Annotated in this window: 12 protein-coding genes; 2 read left to right on the top strand and 10 right to left on the bottom strand. The window is 65.7% G+C overall.

Annotated features, from left to right (window positions below):
- Nucleotides 1–465: 465 nt before the first annotated feature.
- Together AABF56_RS11695 and trxB are read right to left on the bottom strand one after the other, a co-directional pair.
- Nucleotides 466–1,362 carry a LysR family transcriptional regulator VtlR gene (locus AABF56_RS11695; protein ID WP_244766984.1) on the bottom strand — a complete coding sequence of 299 codons (897 nt, stop codon included), beginning with the start codon at nucleotides 1,360–1,362 and terminating at the stop codon, nucleotides 466–468.
- Nucleotides 1,363–1,474: 112 nt separating this feature from the next.
- The gene (trxB, locus tag AABF56_RS11690; RefSeq protein ID WP_272806053.1) at nucleotides 1,475–2,449 is read right to left on the bottom strand and encodes a thioredoxin-disulfide reductase; all 975 of its coding nucleotides are present in this window, start codon (nucleotides 2,447–2,449) and stop codon (nucleotides 1,475–1,477) included.
- A gap of 252 nt (nucleotides 2,450–2,701) precedes the next feature.
- On the opposite strand from trxB, the gene AABF56_RS11685 reads away from it, so the two are divergent.
- On the top strand, nucleotides 2,702–3,169 hold the full coding sequence (locus AABF56_RS11685; RefSeq protein WP_023516337.1) for an Lrp/AsnC family transcriptional regulator: 468 nt from the start codon (nucleotides 2,702–2,704) through the stop codon (nucleotides 3,167–3,169).
- A gap of 54 nt (nucleotides 3,170–3,223) precedes the next feature.
- On the opposite strand, the gene AABF56_RS11680 is transcribed toward AABF56_RS11685, so the two are convergent.
- Both AABF56_RS11680 and AABF56_RS11675 read right to left on the bottom strand, forming a co-directional pair.
- Nucleotides 3,224–4,183 carry a mitochondrial fission ELM1 family protein gene (locus AABF56_RS11680; protein WP_272806052.1) on the bottom strand — a complete coding sequence of 320 codons (960 nt, stop codon included), beginning with the start codon at nucleotides 4,181–4,183 and terminating at the stop codon, nucleotides 3,224–3,226.
- 1 nt (nucleotide 4,184) lies between these two features.
- A complete protein-coding gene (locus AABF56_RS11675) occupies nucleotides 4,185–6,416 on the bottom strand; it encodes a glycosyltransferase (protein ID WP_272806051.1) in 2,232 nt (743 codons plus the stop codon).
- 113 nt (nucleotides 6,417–6,529) lie between these two features.
- Between AABF56_RS11675 and AABF56_RS11670 the strand changes: the two genes are divergently transcribed.
- Nucleotides 6,530–7,261 (top strand): hypothetical protein, encoded by a 732-nt coding sequence (locus AABF56_RS11670; protein ID WP_272806050.1) that lies wholly within the window; start codon nucleotides 6,530–6,532, stop codon nucleotides 7,259–7,261.
- 101 nt (nucleotides 7,262–7,362) lie between these two features.
- Here the strand turns inward: AABF56_RS11670 and fcl are convergent, their stop codons facing one another.
- The 6 genes from fcl to AABF56_RS11640 all read right to left on the bottom strand — a co-directional run bounded on the left by fcl (nucleotide 7,363) and on the right by AABF56_RS11640 (nucleotide 15,650).
- Complete coding sequence (gene fcl / locus AABF56_RS11665; protein WP_272806049.1) at nucleotides 7,363–8,313, bottom strand: GDP-L-fucose synthase; 951 nt, start codon at nucleotides 8,311–8,313, stop codon at nucleotides 7,363–7,365.
- Nucleotides 8,314–9,384: a GDP-mannose 4,6-dehydratase gene (gene gmd, locus AABF56_RS11660; protein ID WP_272806048.1), complete on the bottom strand. Its 1,071-nt coding sequence runs from the start codon at nucleotides 9,382–9,384 to the stop codon at nucleotides 8,314–8,316.
- A gap of 53 nt (nucleotides 9,385–9,437) precedes the next feature.
- Nucleotides 9,438–10,514, bottom strand: coding sequence for a glycosyltransferase family 10 domain-containing protein (locus tag AABF56_RS11655; protein ID WP_272806047.1), 1,077 nt, complete (start codon nucleotides 10,512–10,514; stop codon nucleotides 9,438–9,440).
- Between the two features lie 17 nt (nucleotides 10,515–10,531).
- Nucleotides 10,532–11,008: a transcription elongation factor GreA gene (greA, locus tag AABF56_RS11650; RefSeq protein WP_024271251.1), complete on the bottom strand. Its 477-nt coding sequence runs from the start codon at nucleotides 11,006–11,008 to the stop codon at nucleotides 10,532–10,534.
- A gap of 395 nt (nucleotides 11,009–11,403) precedes the next feature.
- Nucleotides 11,404–14,886 carry a carbamoyl-phosphate synthase large subunit gene (gene carB, locus AABF56_RS11645; RefSeq protein WP_272806046.1) on the bottom strand — a complete coding sequence of 1,161 codons (3,483 nt, stop codon included), beginning with the start codon at nucleotides 14,884–14,886 and terminating at the stop codon, nucleotides 11,404–11,406.
- Nucleotides 14,887–15,074: 188 nt separating this feature from the next.
- Nucleotides 15,075–15,650 (bottom strand): TetR/AcrR family transcriptional regulator, encoded by a 576-nt coding sequence (locus AABF56_RS11640; RefSeq protein WP_272806045.1) that lies wholly within the window; start codon nucleotides 15,648–15,650, stop codon nucleotides 15,075–15,077.
- Nucleotides 15,651–15,656: the final 6 nt, after the last annotated feature.

Here is a 15,656-nt window from a genome sequence, read left to right as displayed (position 1 = left end):
CGATATTGGGTTCGCCGTTTTCCGATGCAAGAGGTCCAGGCAAAAAAAGAGGGCCACAAGCGAAGCTTGGGCCCTGCAGGTGTGAAGGTATTAGAACCTCCAGAGGGGAACAGCCAACGCGCGGCACTGGGAGGAGAAAGACCGCAAGTGCGTCGGCTGAATTGAATATGGGGGAGACGGGCCGCTTCTTCAAGGGAAACGCGTGCCAAGTTTTGCAGGAAGCGTGAAAATTCCGTCTTGGTTAACGGAAGGCAAAAAAAGAGGGCCGCAAGGTCAACTTGGGCCCTTTATAGTTTTGAAGGTAATAAAACCTCCAGAGGGGAACAGCTGGTGCGGTGGCACTGGGAGGAAAAAGCCACCAAAGTGCATCAGCTGCGTGCGATATGATGGTTTTATGGGCATACATCAATCATTTAATGTGCATGCCAGCCATGCATGGGACGCAGGCCTACCGAATCCGCTCCCTCAGAAGTTCCAGTTGCGTGCCTTGGCGACGATGAAGTCTCTGAAAACCTTGAGCTTGGCGGAATTCTTCATCTCGCTCGGATAGCAGAAATAGGTGTCGAAGGAGGGGATATCCGCGCTCAGCGGCAACTGCAGCAGGCCGGGGTCGCGCCCCACGATGTAGTCGGGCAGCATGGCGACGCCGATGCCGAGCAGGCAGGCACGCTTGATCGAGGTCTGGCTGTTGATCTGCAAGACGGAAGGGCGCGGATTGTCGGAATCGCGTCCGGCGATCTCCAGCCAGTTCACATCGAGCAGGTAGCTCGGCGCGGGCTCGCCGAAGGTGATGATCTTGTGGTTGTCGAGATCGTCGATCGACTGCGGCTCGCCGTAGCGGTTGATGTAGGAGGGCGCGGCATAGATGTGCATGTGCACGGTGAAGAGCCGGCGCTGGATGAGGTCCGACTGCTGCGGTTCGCGCAGGCGGATGGCGCAGTCGGCATGGCGCATGTTCACGTCCAGCTCCTCGTTGTCGAGGATGAGCTGCACCTGCATGTCGGGGTAGAGCGCGAGGAATTCCTGCACCTTGTCGGTCAGCCAGCCCTGGCCGAGGCCGACCGTGGTGGTGATGCGCAGCTTGCCGCTCGGCTTCTCGGTGTTTTCCGTCAGCTGCACGCGCACGCTTTCGAGCTTCATCAGCACGTCGTGCGCGGTGCGGTAGAGGATCTCGCCCTGTTCGGTGAGGATGAGGCCGCGGGCATGGCGGTGGAAGAGCTTGATGCCGACATCCTGCTCCAGCGCGCTCACCTGGCGGCTGATGGCCGATTGAGAAAGATGCAGCTTGTCTGCGGCATGCGTGAACGAGCCCGCCTCGGCCGCGGCATGAAAGATCCGCAGCTTGTCCCAATCGAGCGGCATTCTGACCCCCATATGTCTTTGTGGCGGGGAGCGCGTGCTTCCCGCCCGGTCGCTGATTCAACTGTTCCCACGCGGGCGGTCGGACTATCCCGCCACCCTTTGTTGGCGGCTTCTACTCGGCCGCAATTGCGACAGGCATATGACCTGCAAGGTATTTTTCGGTTTCGAGGGCCGCCATGCAGCCCATGCCGGCCGCCGTCACCGCCTGGCGATAGATATCGTCGGTGACGTCGCCTGCGGCAAAAACGCCCGGCACGTCCGTCGCCGTGGAATCGGGCGCCGTCCACAGATAGCCGTTCGGCTTCTGGCGCAGCTTGCCCTTGAAGAGCTCGACCGCCGGCGCATGGCCGATCGCCACGAACACGCCGTTCGTCGCCATGTCGCGCGTCTCGCCGGTCTTGACGTTGCGCAGCTTCACGCCGTTGACGGAGGCGGGCATCGGCGGCTTGGGATCGGCGCCGAGATATTCCACGACCTCATGGTCCCAGACGACCTTGACGTTCTCCTTGGCGAACAGGCGCTCCTGAAGGATGCGTTCCGCGCGGAAACTGTCGCGGCGGTGCACGACCGTCACGGTCCTGGCGAGGTTGGAGAGGTAGAGCGCCTCTTCCACGGCCGAATTGCCGCCGCCCACCACGATGACGTCCTTGCCCCGATAGAAGAAGCCGTCGCAGGTGGCGCAGGCCGAGACGCCGAAGCCCATGAACTTGTGCTCCGTGTCGATGCCGAGCCACTTGGCCTTGGCGCCCGTCGCGATGATCAGCGCGTCGGCGGTCCATTCGGCGCCGCTGTCGGTGGAGATACGGAAGGGGCGCACGTCGAGGTCGACATGGGTCACGAGGTCGTTGACGATCTCGGCGCCGACATGGCTTGCCTGCTTGAGCATCTGCTCCATCATCCACGGGCCCTGCACCGGATCGGCGTAGCCCGGGTAGTTTTCCACATCCGTGGTGATCATCAGCTGGCCGCCCTGTTCCATGCCGGCGATCAGCACCGGCTCCAGCATGGCGCGGGCGGTATAGATGGCGGCGGTGTAGCCGGCGGGGCCGGAGCCGATGATCAGCACCTTGACGTGGCGGGTGGACATGGTCGTTCCTTCCGGGGCCTTCCGCCCCAATGGGCCAATCCGCGCGGGTGGCGCGCAGGCATTGGCCGGCGTGTCGTTTTTCGACCCTCATTTATGAAGGGAGTGCCGTGAGTTTCAAGTGCGCGCAAGGCTTTGCTAACAGGCAAGCGAAGGCGCGTGACATATTTGTGCCGCTTGCGGTAACAATGTTGCGCTGATGTGGGCGATTCGGGTCACTTCCGGTCGCCGCCCTGAAAGGTTTCAAAAACTCCCATGTTTCGTGCCGAACTCGACGCCATCGACATCCGTATCCTGAAGGAGCTTCAGGCCGATGGCCGGATGACCAATGTGGAGCTCGCCGCCCGTGCCGGCATCTCCGCGCCGCCCTGTCTGCGCCGCGTGCGCAAGCTGGAGGAGGCAGGCATCATCGAAGGCTATACCGCGATGCTGAACGCCCCGGCGCTCGGCTACGACCTCGTCGCCTTCTGCATGGTCGGGCTCAAGCACCAGTCGGAGGCGAACCTCAAGGCCTTTGCCGCCGCGACGGGCGAATGGCCGATGGTGCGTCAGGCCTGGATGGTCTCGGGCGACAGCGATTTCCTCTTGCACTGTGTCGCCGAAAACCTCACGCGCTTCCAGGATTTCGTCATCGAGGAACTGACCGCCAATGCGCAGGTCGATACCGTGCGCACCATGCTGACGATCCGCCAGGTCAAGAAGGTCGGGCTGGTCGAGCTTTAGCGCAATACCAGCTAAAGTGCGAAGCGGTTCTGCGTCCGGAATTGCGCCGGAACTCTAGCTCGCCCGCCAGCGCTTCAGGATTTCCTCCGCCAGCCCGGGCGTCGAATTGACCGGTTTGGCATGGCCGTGCGCGGGTTCCTCCGGAAACCGGCAGATGACGGTCTCCTGCGACAGGGCGGCGATGAGCCTGTCGATCTTCGCATGGCCGCCGGACGGGTGGAAGATCTGCACGGGCACGCCCAGCGCGGCCGCCTCGCCCACCATGTTGGTCGAATCGGCGGTGACGACGATCTCGTCCGCCCATGAGAGGTAGGCAAGGAGCGGGTTCTCCCCCGTCCCGTCCCAGAAGCGCACCCCGGGGCGGTTGCCGAGGCCGGAGAGGGCGTTGGCGAGCGGTGCCGGCGTGCGGCGCGACGTGGTGATCATCAGTCCGCAGCCATCCTCCAGCCTTGCTTCGAGACCGCGAAGGAACCGGTCGTTGTCGGCGTCCGTGAACCGATGGTGCCGGCTGTCGCCCCCGACGAGCACGGCGACCCTCGGTCGGGGCAGGGGGGCGAGCGCCTCCGCAAAGGCGGCATGCGCGTCTGCCAGCCGTTCCGGGGAAAGCCGGTTGGGCGCGGTGGTGACGACGAGGACATTTGCGCCGCGGGGCGCATCATGCTGCTGCACGATAAGAAGGTCCGCGCCGTGCCGCCGGGTCCGGGGATCCTTGAAGAGCACGCAGAAGGTCGCGGGCGCCAGCGCCTTCAGCCGGCGCAGATAGGGCACCGCGCGCCGGCCCGTGGCAAGGCAGATGTCCGGAAAGGGCGGGGCGAGCGGCGAGCCGGCCTTCGCGGGCGCATCCTTCGGGTCGATCGGGCCCCGTGGCATCAGCCAGGTGAAAGCACGCCGCGGCGCCACGCGCCGCAGGACCGGTACCGATCCCATGGCCTCCGCAAGGCCGATCAGCGGCTGCTCGTCGCCGGCCTTGCCGTCGGTCAGAACCCAGACGACGGGAGGGGCGCCCTTCGCCATCTCAGCGCCGCGGCCCCGCCATCAGCCGCTCATAGGCGGAAAACTCCTTCTCCAGCATCTGCCGGGTGGTGAAGTTGGCGAGCACATGCGCCCGGCCGTTCGCGCCCATGGCCTTCAGACGGCCCGGGTCGGCAAGCGCCTCTTCAAGGGCGTCGGCAAGCGCGGCGGCGTCGCCGGGCGGCACGAGCCAGCCGGTCCTGCCGGGCAGGACCGTCTCCCGGCTGCCCCCGTGATCGGTGGCGATCACAGGCGTGCCCATTGCCTGCGCCTCGATCGCCGCCCGGCCGAAGGCTTCCGGATCGGTCGAGGCCGAAACCGCAAGATCGGCGGCGGCGAGGATCGCGGGAATATCCCGCCGGCTGCCCGTGAAGGTGACGCGGCCGTCGAAGCCGAGCCGTGCGATGTCGCACTGGAGCTCGGCGACCAGCGCGTCCGAGCCGCCGCCGACGAAGGCGAGGCGAAGACCGGGACGATCGAGCCGGGCGGCGGCCTCCAGCAGCACGGCATGGCCCTTCCACCGCGTGATGCGGCCGACCATCACCACCAGCGGGCCGTCAGCCGAGGCGCCGAGCTCGCTGCGCAGGGCCGCCCGTGTTTCGGCCGATATGGCGGCGGGATCGAAGAGCTCCGGCTCGACGCCGCGCGGTGCGACGACGACGCGCGCCTGCGGAAAACCGTAGACGGTGACGATGTGGTCACGAATGAACCCGGAATTCGCGATGACCAGCGGCGCGCGCAGCATGACGCTGTTGTAGAAGCGCTTCAGGGCGTTGCCGTGGCTGTAGACGCCGTGGAAGGTCGTGACGAAACGCACCGGCCGGCGCGCCAGGCGGCAGGCGAGAAGGCCGACCCAGGCCGGCACGCGGCTGCGGGCATGGATGATGTCGATGCCCTCGGCATCGACCAGCCGTGCGACGGCCCGTGCGGCCGAAATGGCGGAAAAAGGCGACTTCTTTCCGACCGGCAGCGTGACGTGCCTGGCGCCCGCGGCCTCCGCGGCGGCGACGAGCGGGCCGCCTGCGCTGGCGATCCAGTTCGGCAGGCCGAGCGTGCCAAGATGGCCGGCCATTTCGACGGCACTGCGTTCCACGCCGCCATCGCCGAGGGCCGGGAGGAGCTGGAGAACGCGCGGTCCGGTGGTCGTCTGTGCTTCCGGCGGAGGCATCAGGAAATCCTCGATCTTGTGCTGCCAGGTCTGTTCGCGGGCATGGCGGGCGGCATTCTCGCCGAGCCGGAGCCGGAAGTCACGGTCGCCGAGCAGCGCGTCCAGCGCCGCCGTCACCGAGGCCGGATCGGCGCCGTCGCACAGAAGCCCCGTCTCGCCGTCGTGCACGGCATCCGCCGCCCCGCCGTCGCGGCCGGCAAGAGCCGGCACGCCATACCAGGCCGCCTCCAGATAGACGAGGCCGAAGCCTTCGACGGAATTGCCCTCGCGGCGCGCGGGCATGGCAAAGACGTCGGCGCGTGCCAGGAGGGCGGCCTTTTCCGCGTCCGACACGCGGCCGTGGAAGATGACCGCGTCGGCGATGCCGGCGTCTTTCGCGAGGCCTTCGAGCCGGGCGCGGTCCGCGCCGTCGCCGGCGACGTGCAGGGTCAGGCCGGGATAGGCCGGATGCAGGGCCGCGACGGCCTCGATCAGCCGGTCCACGCCCTTGCGCGGCTCCAGCCGGCAGAGCGTCACGACCTGCAAGCCGTCGCCATAGGCCCTCCGCAGCGCCTCCAGCCGCTCGGGATCGGCCGCCGCCTGCGCCGGCACGGTGGGGGTGACGGTGCGCACCCGGCCGGCCGCCACATAGGGCGCGGCAAGGCCGGCGGTGAAGCTGGAATTGGCGATGACGTCCCTCGCCTTGGCCATGGCCGCCAGGATGCGCCGCGCCTTGCGCCGCGACGGGGCCGCGGGGAACTCCATGCCATGGGCGAGCACGGTGACGGGAACGGTGTCTATCGTGAGATTCTCGGCGCTCTTCCAGGTGTCGGTGATGATCCGGTCGTAGGTGCCGGAGCGGACAAGCCTTGCGGCGTCCCGCGCCTTGCGCCAGCGCCGCAGCGGCTTCCAGCCGGAGAAGCGCTTGATGCGGTAGGGGCGGCTTCCATCCGCGGCGTCCGGATCGTCGTCGGCCAGCACGGTGACGGTGTGGCCGCCCTCCTGCAGGGCAAGCGCCATCGAGCCCATCATGTTCTCGATCCCGCCGACGACCGGCGGGAAGCATTGCGTGAGTATGAGGATGTTCATGGGATGTGGGGCTCGAAAATGCGGCGTGTTCGCGGAACTCCTACCACCGGCCGGCGATATGGTCTATGGAGGCGCCGGCGCTCAATCGGCGCGGTCCAGAGGAGATGATGCGGATGCAGACGATCGTATGCATGAAATGGGGCACGCGCTATCCGGCGGACTATGTCAACCGCCTGTGGTCCATGATCAAGCGTAACACGGTGCGTCCGACGCGGCTCGTCTGCTTCACGGAGGATGCCGAGGGCATCGATCCCGCGGTCTCCGTCTTCCCGCTGCCGCCGATCACCATTCCCGAGCGCGTCGCCTGGAAGCCGTGGCGCAAGATCTCGCTTTGGCAGGCCCCGCTGGCAGACCTCGAAGGTGACGTGCTGTTCGTCGATCTCGACGTGGTCATCACCGGGCCGCTCGACGATTTCTTCGATTATGCGCCGGGCAAGTTCTGCATCGCCGAGAACTGGACGCAGCCCGGCCAGGGCATCGGCAACACCTCGGTCTATCGCTGGACGGTCGGCACCAACACGCATATCTACGACGATTTCGTCCGCGATCCGGACGCCAAGATCAACAAGCACACGATCTCGCAGCGTTACGTCTCCGCCGCGGTCGACACCATGACCTACTGGCCGGCGGAATGGTGCGTCAGCTTCAAGCACACGCTCCTGCCGCGCTGGCCGCTGAACTTCTTCAAGGACGTGCCGCTGCCCGCTGGCACCCGCATCGTCGCGTTCACCGGCAAGCCCGACCCCGACGAGGCCGTGATCGGCCAATGGCCGGTGAAGGCCTGGTGGAAGAAGGCCTACAAGCACGTCCGGCCGACGCGCTGGATCGACGAGAACTGGCGCTGAGGCGCGCCGGCCTCTAGAACATTTTCGGTGAATTCCGGTTCACCGAAAATGTTCTGGATTCTTGTTTTTGCCGCATTATCCGACGCCGAAGCGACTTCGCTTCAGCTGGAAATGCTCTGGCGGCCGAGCGTGTCGAGATACCAGCGATAGGCGCGGTCGATGCCCTCGCGGAGCTCCGTGGCGGGTTTCCAGCCCATCGCCGCCAGCTTGGCATTCGACATCAGCTTGCGCGGCGTGCCGTCCGGCTTGGAGGGATCGGTCTCGATCCGGCCCGTAAAGCCGACGACCTCGGCGACGAGCGTCATGAGGTCGAGGATGGCGATGTCCTCGCCCGAGCCGACATTGACGTGCTCGTAGTCCTCGTAATGCTTTAGCAGGAAGACCAGCGCATCGGCGCAATCCTCGCTGAACAGGAATTCGCGGCGCGGCGAGCCGGTGCCCCAGATCGTCACATGGTCGAGGCCGGCAAGCTTCGCCTCATGCGCCTTGCGGATCAGCGCCGGCAGCACATGGCTGGTCTCAAGGTCGAAATTGTCGTTCGGGCCGTAGAGATTGGTCGGCATGGCCGAGATGAAACGGGCGCCGTGCTGCTTCATATAGGCTTGGCAGAGCTTGATGCCGGCGATCTTGGCGATGGCGTACCATTCGTTGGTCGGCTCCAGCGCGCCGGTCAGGAGCGCGCTCTCGGTGATCGGCTGGTCCGCGAATTTCGGATAGATGCAGCTCGAGCCGAGGAAGAGCAGCTTCTCGACGCCGGCCTCGTGCGCCGCCTTGATGACATTCATCTCCATGGCGAGATTGCGCTGGAGGAAGTCCACGGGCGCGCGGTCGTTGGCGAGGATGCCGCCGACCTTCGCCGCCGCCATCACCACCGCCTGCGGCCGCTCGGCCGTAAAGAAGCGCTCGACATCCGCCTGGCGCTCCAGGTTCACCGCATCGCGCGGCGCGGTCAGCACCGTGCAGTTATCGGCCGCCAGCCGCTTGGCGACGGCGCTGCCGACCATGCCGCGATGGCCGGCGACGAAGACGCGTTTTCCCGCAAGGTCGTACATTCAGGGACGGCCCTTTTCCGCAAAGTCTTTCCGCATGAGCTTCAGGTCCTCCCGCACCATTTCGCGGGCAAGCTCGTGCGCGCCCGTTTCATGGCGCCAGCCGAGCACCCGTTCGGCCTTCGAGGGATCGCCGAGCAGGAGATCGACCTCCGTCGGGCGGAAGTAGCGCGGGTCGATGGAAACGAGCTGCCTGCCCGTCGCCGCGTCGAAACCCTTCTCGTCGATGCCCTTGCCCTCCCAGCGGATGGTGATGCCGGCCTCGGCGAAGGACCATTCGGCGAACTGGCGCACGGTGGTCGTCTCGCCGGTCGCCAGCACGTAGTCGTCGGCCTCCGCCTGTTGCAGCATCAGCCACATGCCGCGCACATATTCCCTCGCATGGCCCCAGTCACGCTTGGCGTCGAGATTGCCGAGGAAGAGCTGGTCCTGCTGGCCGAGCGTGATGGCGGCGACGGCGCGGGTGATCTTGCGCGTCACGAAGGTCTCGCCGCGCAGCGGGCTTTCATGGTTGAAGAGGATGCCGTTCGAAGCATGCATGCCATAAGCTTCGCGGTAGTTGACGACGATCCAGTAGGCGTAGAGCTTCGCCGCCGCATAGGGCGAGCGGGGATAGAAGGGCGTCGTCTCGCTTTGCGGCACGTCCTGCACCTTGCCGTAGAGCTCGGACGTGGAGGCCTGGTAGAAGCGCGTCTTCTTTTCGAGGCCGAGGATGCGGATCGCCTCCAGCATGCGCAGCGTGCCGATGGCGTCGGCATTGGCCGTATACTCCGGCGTCTCGAAGCTCACCTGCACATGGCTCTGGGCGGCGAGGTTGTAGATCTCGTCCGGCTGGGTCTGCTGCACGATGCGCACGAGGTTCGTCGCGTCCGTCATGTCGCCGTAGTGCAGGAAAAGCTGCGGGTCCGGCTCGTGCGGATCCTCGTAGATGTGCTCGATGCGGCCCGTGTTGAAGGAGGAGGAGCGGCGCTTGATGCCGTGCACGATATAGCCCTTGTCGAGCAGCAACTGCGCGAGATAGGCGCCGTCCTGGCCCGTCACACCCGTTATCAAAGCCACCGGTTTCTTGGACACGTCTGTTCTCCAGGATGAATGCGGGTTTTAGAGCAGGCCTTTGTCGGAGCCGTTCAGCGTGTCAGCAGGCCGGCAATGCGGTTTTTCAGGTGAAGCGCCTCGCGGAAGAGGAAATCGCCGGCCGTCAGCAGCGGGTGGCCCTGCCGCGCCGCGCGCTGGCTCTTCAGCACGGCCTTGCCGTCGCCTTTCGGCCTGGTACCGTTCTTCTCCACCACATCGGCGATCAGTGCGACGAGATTGTGATCCTCCAGCACGCGCCGGCGCGCCTCGCGGATGGCAGGCAGCCGCTTCTCATATTCGTTGTTGTCGATCGCTTCGCGCATAATCCGATACGCCTCGTCCGGCTTGCGGATGTCGATGGCGATGAAGCTGTCGGCCGGAAAATAATCGGCAGCGTTCGGCGCGCCGAAATAGAAGGGCAGGGATAGGCCGAGGAAGGGGTCGGCCAGCTTCTCCGTGAAGTGGTGCGGGGCGAGGTGGTTCTCGATGGCGATATGGTACTTGTAGGGATCGATCGCTTCCGCCTTGTCGTCCACCGGCGTATGGCCGCGGCCGAAGACGTCGAGATCCGGCATGCGAGCGGCCATGGCCTGGGTGAAATCGTAGCGCAGGCGATGCAGCGTGTGGCCCTGCCGCTTCGTCGAGCAGACCGTGCCGATGACCCTGGTCTTTTCCGGAAAATGGCCGGCGATCTCGTCGGCGGTCATCAGGTGGCGGCTGCCTTCGCCGTAGAACCAGCGCAGGCCCGCCTGGCTCCAGATGCGGCCGGGATGGTGGAGCGCAAAGGGCTCCTGGCTCGTCACCACATGGCCGAACTGCCGCGTGAAGGCGCGGCCGTAGATCTTGATGCCCGACGGCTCCGTGGTGAAGAGGATGGTGTTCTCGGGCGCACAGGCGAGCTCTTCCACCCGCATCGAGCGGCGCTCGCTGCCGGCCGACGGCAGGTTCTCGTAGACCGCCAGCCAGTCGTAGTCGCGCGCCTCGGGATCGAAGGTGAAGGCGAGGCCGCGCGTCGCGGAGAAGCCGGACGGCACCTGCCGGGCAAGGGGGCTTATGCCGTGGGTCCGGTTGACCCGGTCCATGACCTTGACCACCGTCGCGGCGGTGCCGTTCTTCCCTGTGGAAAGCATGGGGCTCGCCTTGTCCGTCACCCCCAGGTGACAGCGAGGATCTCGTAGGCCTTGGAGCCGCCCGGCGCGTTCACCTCGATCGAATCGCCGACTTCCTTGCCGATGAGCGCGCGGGCGATCGGCGAGGAGATGGAGATGCGGCCCTGCTTCACGTCGGCTTCCTGGTCGCCGACGATCTGGTAGACCTTCTCCTCTTCGGTGTCCTCGTCGACGAGCTTCACCTTGGCGCCGAACTTGATCTTGGAGCCGGACATCTTGGAAAGGTCGATAACCTCGGCGCGCGCGACGAAGTCTTCCAGCTCCGTGATGCGGCCTTCATTGTGGCTCTGGGCTTCCTTGGCGGCGTGGTACTCGGCGTTTTCCGACAGGTCGCCATGGGCGCGTGCCTCGGCGATCGCTTCGATGATTCGCGGACGCTCTTCCTGCTGACGCCAGCGCAGTTCTTCCTGCAGCTTGACGAAACCGCCCTGAGTCATCGGTACCTTTTCAACCATTTTATCCCGTCCTTCAGCCCGCGCCGCCCAGGCTCCCGCCTGCGCGAACGCAAAAGAAAACGGTCTCCGGAGAGGAATCCCCGGAACCGTCGAAAGCGTTTGAACGGCCCTTATAGCAGATTGCGTCGTCCGAAAGCCAGTTTTTTCGCCGCAGGCGGACTTTCGCCCACAGAAGCGGGAACAATCACTCCGCGTTGCGGCCTGCCGCTTATCGCGGGAGGCGTGCAGGCCGCGGCGGTTGGGTGCGCATGACAAAGCCGGGCGATGCACGGCCGGGCTTGATGACACATCGCCCCACCGGCTGCCGTCATCCTCGGGTTCAACCCGAGGATCCGCGCGGCCGCCGAGCAGCCTGAAGCCGGGCCTCGCCCGGCTTTCGACGGCGCGTTTCAGTTTCAGAAATAGGCCTGTAGCGGTCGTACTTCCAGCTGGCCCTGCTTCAGGGCCTTGATCGCCTGGGCGGCGGCTTCGGCGCCGGCCATGGTCGTGTAATAGGGCACCTTCTGCATCAGCGCGGCGCGGCGCAGCGACTTCGAATCCGAGATCGCCTTGTTGCTGTCCGTCGTGTTGATGACGAGGCTGACCTGGCGGTTGCGGATGGCGTCCTCGACATGCGGGCGGCCTTCCTGCACCTTGTTGACCTTGGTCGCTTCGATGCCCTTTTCGGCGAGGAAGCGGGCGGTGCCCGAGGTCGCCATGACCTTGAAGCCGATTTCCGTCAGCAGGCGCACAGCCGTCAGCACGCGGTCCTTGTCTTCGTCACGCACGGAGACGAAGACCGTGCCTTCGCGCGGCAGGTCGACGCCGGCGCCGAGCTGGGACTTGGCGAAGGCGAGCGCGAAGTCGGTATCGAGGCCGATGACCTCGCCGGTCGAGCGCATTTCAGGCCCAAGCAGCGTATCGACGCCCGGGAAGCGGGCGAAGGGGAACACGGCCTCCTTGACGGCGATGTGCTTCAGGTTGCGCGGGTCGGGCTTCTCGCCATAGGCGGCAATCGCGGCGTCGAGCGTCTCGCCGGCCATGACGCGGGCGGCGATCTTGGCGATCGGCGCGCCGATGGTCTTCGCCACGAAAGGCACCGTGCGCGAGGCACGCGGGTTCACTTCGAGCACGTAGATCGTGCCGTCCTTGATGGCGTATTGCACGTTCATCAGGCCGCCGACATTCAGCGCCTTGGCCAGCGCCTTCGTCTGGCGCTCCAGCTCGTCGACGGTCTCGTTTGACAGCGTGTGGACCGGCAGCGAGCAGGCCGAGTCGCCCGAATGGATGCCGGCTTCCTCGATATGCTCCATGATGCCGGAGACGAAGACTTGCCTGCCGTCGCAAAGCGCATCGACGTCGACCTCCACGGCATTCGACAGGTAGCTGTCGAAGAGCAGCGGGTTCTTGCCGAGCAGGGTGTTGATCTGGCCGGTCTTGTCGTTCGGGTAGCGCTGCTTGATATCTTCCGGCACCAGTTCCGGCACCGTGTCGAGCAGGTAGGTCTGGAGCTGGCCTTCCGAATGGATGATCTGCATGGCGCGGCCGCCGAGCACGTAGGACGGGCGCACGACGAGCGGGAAGCCGATCTCGCCGGCCACGAGGCGCGCCTGTTCGACCGAATAGGCGATGCCGTTGTTCGGCTGGGTAAGGTCGAGCTTCTGGAGGAGCTTCTGGAAGCGGTCGCGGTCTTCGGCAAGGTCGATCATGTCGGGCGCGGTGCCGAGGATCGGGATGCCGTTCTTCTCCAGCGCTTCGGCGAGCTTCAGCGGCGTCTGGCCGCCGAACTGCACGATGACGCCGACGACTTCGCCGTTGGTCTGCTCGGCCTTGAGGATTTCGATGACGTCCTCGGCCGTCAGCGGCTCGAAATAGAGCCGGTCGGACGTGTCGTAGTCGGTCGAGACGGTTTCCGGGTTGCAGTTGACCATGATCGCCTCATAGCCGGCATCCTTCAGCGCGAAGGCGGCGTGGCAGCAGCAATAGTCGAACTCGATGCCCTGGCCGATGCGGTTCGGGCCGCCGCCGAGGATGACGACCTTCTTGCGATCCGAAATGCCGGCTTCCGAGCGCGTGGCCCCGGCAAACGGGGTTTCGTAGGTCGAATACATATAGGCGGTCGGCGAGGCGAATTCGGCGGCGCAGGTGTCGATGCGTTTGAAGACCGGGCGCACATCGAGCCGGTTGCGCAGTTCCGCGATTTCCTTCGGGCGCTTGCCCGAAAGGGTGGCGAGGCGCGCATCGGAGAAGCCCATGGCCTTGAGCATGCGCAGGTTCTCGGCGTCCTCGGGCAGGCCGTGTTCGCGGATGCGGGCCTCCATGTCGACGATGGCCTTGAACTGCTCGAGGAACCACGGGTCGATCTTCGAGCCCTCGTGCACCTCTTCCAGCGAAAGGCCGAGGCGCAGCGCCTGGGCGACCATGCGCAGGCGGTCCGGCGTCGGCGTGGAGATGGCGGCGCGGATGGCGTTCCTGTCGTTGCCGTCGCCAAGGCCCGGGATTTCGATCTCGTCGAGGCCGGTCAGGCCGGTTTCGAGGCCGCGCAGTGCCTTCTGCAGCGATTCGGCGAAGGTGCGGCCGATGGCCATGACCTCGCCGACCGATTTCATGGCGGTGGTCAGCGTCGGCTCCGCGCCGGGGAATTTTTCGAAGGCGAAGCGCGGGATCTTCGTCACCACATAGTCGATCGACGGTTCGAAGGACGCCGGGGTCGCGCCGCCGGTGATGTCGTTCTCCAATTCGTCCAGCGTGTAGCCGATGGCGAGCTTTGCCGCGATCTTGGCGATCGGGAAGCCGGTCGCCTTGGAGGCGAGCGCCGAGGAGCGCGAGACGCGCGGGTTCATCTCGATGACGACGAGGCGGCCATTGGCAGGATTGACGGCGAACTGCACGTTCGAGCCGCCGGTCTCAACCCCGATCTCGCGCAGCACCGCGATCGAGGCGTTGCGCATGATCTGGTATTCCTTGTCCGTCAGGGTGAGGGCAGGGGCAACCGTGATCGAATCGCCCGTGTGCACGCCCATCGGGTCGATGTTCTCGATGGAGCAGATGATGATGCAGTTGTCCGCCTTGTCGCGGACGACCTCCATCTCGTACTCCTTCCAGCCGAGCACCGACTCCTCGATCAGCACTTCCGTCGTCGGCGAGGCGTCGAGGCCGGAATTGACGATCTCGAAGAATTCCGAGCGGTTATAGGCGATGCCGCCGCCGGTGCCGCCCAGCGTGAAGGACGGGCGGATGATGGCGGGCAGGCCGATCTCGTCGAGCGCCTGTGCGCCGATCGCCATGGCGTGGCTCATATAGCGCTGCTTGCGGTCGGTCTCGCCGAGGTTCCACTGGTTTTCCAGCTCGTCCAGCGCCTTGTCCAGCGCATCGCCGGAAAGCTCGGCCTTCAGCTTGGCGCGCTCGGCCTCATGAACCTTGCGGTCCTTGTCCTTGATCTCGGTGGCGTTCGCCAGCATCGATTTCGGCGTTTCGAGGCCGATCTTGGCCATGGCCTCGCGGAAGAGCGCGCGGTCCTCGGCCTTGTCGATGGCTTCCGGCTTGGCGCCGATCATCTCGACATTGTAGCGGTCGAGCACGCCCATGCGCTTGAGGGAGAGGGCGGTGTTGAGCGCCGTCTGGCCGCCCATGGTGGGCAGCAGGGCGTCGGGGCGCTCCTTGGCGATGATCTTGGCGACGACCTCGGGGGTGATCGGCTCGACGTAAGTGGCGTCGGCGAGGCCCGGATCGGTCATGATCGTCGCCGGGTTGGAGTTGACGAGGATGACGCGGTAGCCTTCCTCCTTCAGCGCCTTGCAGGCCTGGGTGCCGGAATAGTCGAATTCGCAGGCCTGCCCGATGACGATCGGCCCCGCGCCGATGATGAGGATCGATTTCAAATCTTGGCGCTTAGGCATCTCTCTATCCGTTCTCTTCGCTTCGGCCGCGTGCGCGAAAAAACCGGCATGGTGATGGGTTCACCGGCCGGGCGCGCAAAAAAGGTCTTTCAAGGCTAGAAGCGGCTTATAGGCAAATGCGGAGGCGAGCGGAACCCCGAAAATGGACCAATCGACAGGAAATATGCCGGCCCTTCGCGCCGGTTGCCTCAGGGCCGCGCGCCGTCGATATAGGCCTGGATCGAGCGGCCGACTTCCGCGACGAGGCGCTCGCGCGGCAGCGCCACGACGGGCGGCAGCTTGAGCACATAGCGGGTGAAGGCAAGGCCGAGGATCTGCGTCGCCACGAGGCCGGCGACGGCGGGCGCATCCGGCCCGGCAAGCCGCGCGATGGCGGGAGCGACCTGGGTCGCGAAGATCTCCCGCAGCCGCGCGGCGGCAAGATCGTTCGAGGCGGCCGAGCGCAGGGCGATCGGCAAGGCGGTGGTGCCGCCGTCGCCTTCCCAGACCGTGAGGAAGTGCCGCACCAGGGCCTCGCCCACCGCGTTGCGGGGAAGGGCGGTGAGGTCGGGCAGCCGCAGATCGAGATCCGCCGCGCGGGCGAACAGCGCGTCCTTGCCGCCGAAGTAGCGGATCACCATGGCCGGATCGATCGCGGCGGCGGCGGCGATGTCGCGCACCGTCGTGCCGTCATAACCCTTTTGCGCAAAGAGCAGCCGTGCGGCTTCGAGAATGGCCTCGCGGGTACGGTCGGACTTGGTTTTCTTCGCGGGAGAATCAGTCATGGTCAG

Source organism: Shinella sp. WSC3-e (genome assembly GCF_945994535.1).
GTDB classification, from domain to species: Bacteria; Pseudomonadota; Alphaproteobacteria; order Rhizobiales; family Rhizobiaceae; genus Shinella; species Shinella yambaruensis.
This window is presented reverse-complemented; position numbering and strand designations above follow the sequence as displayed.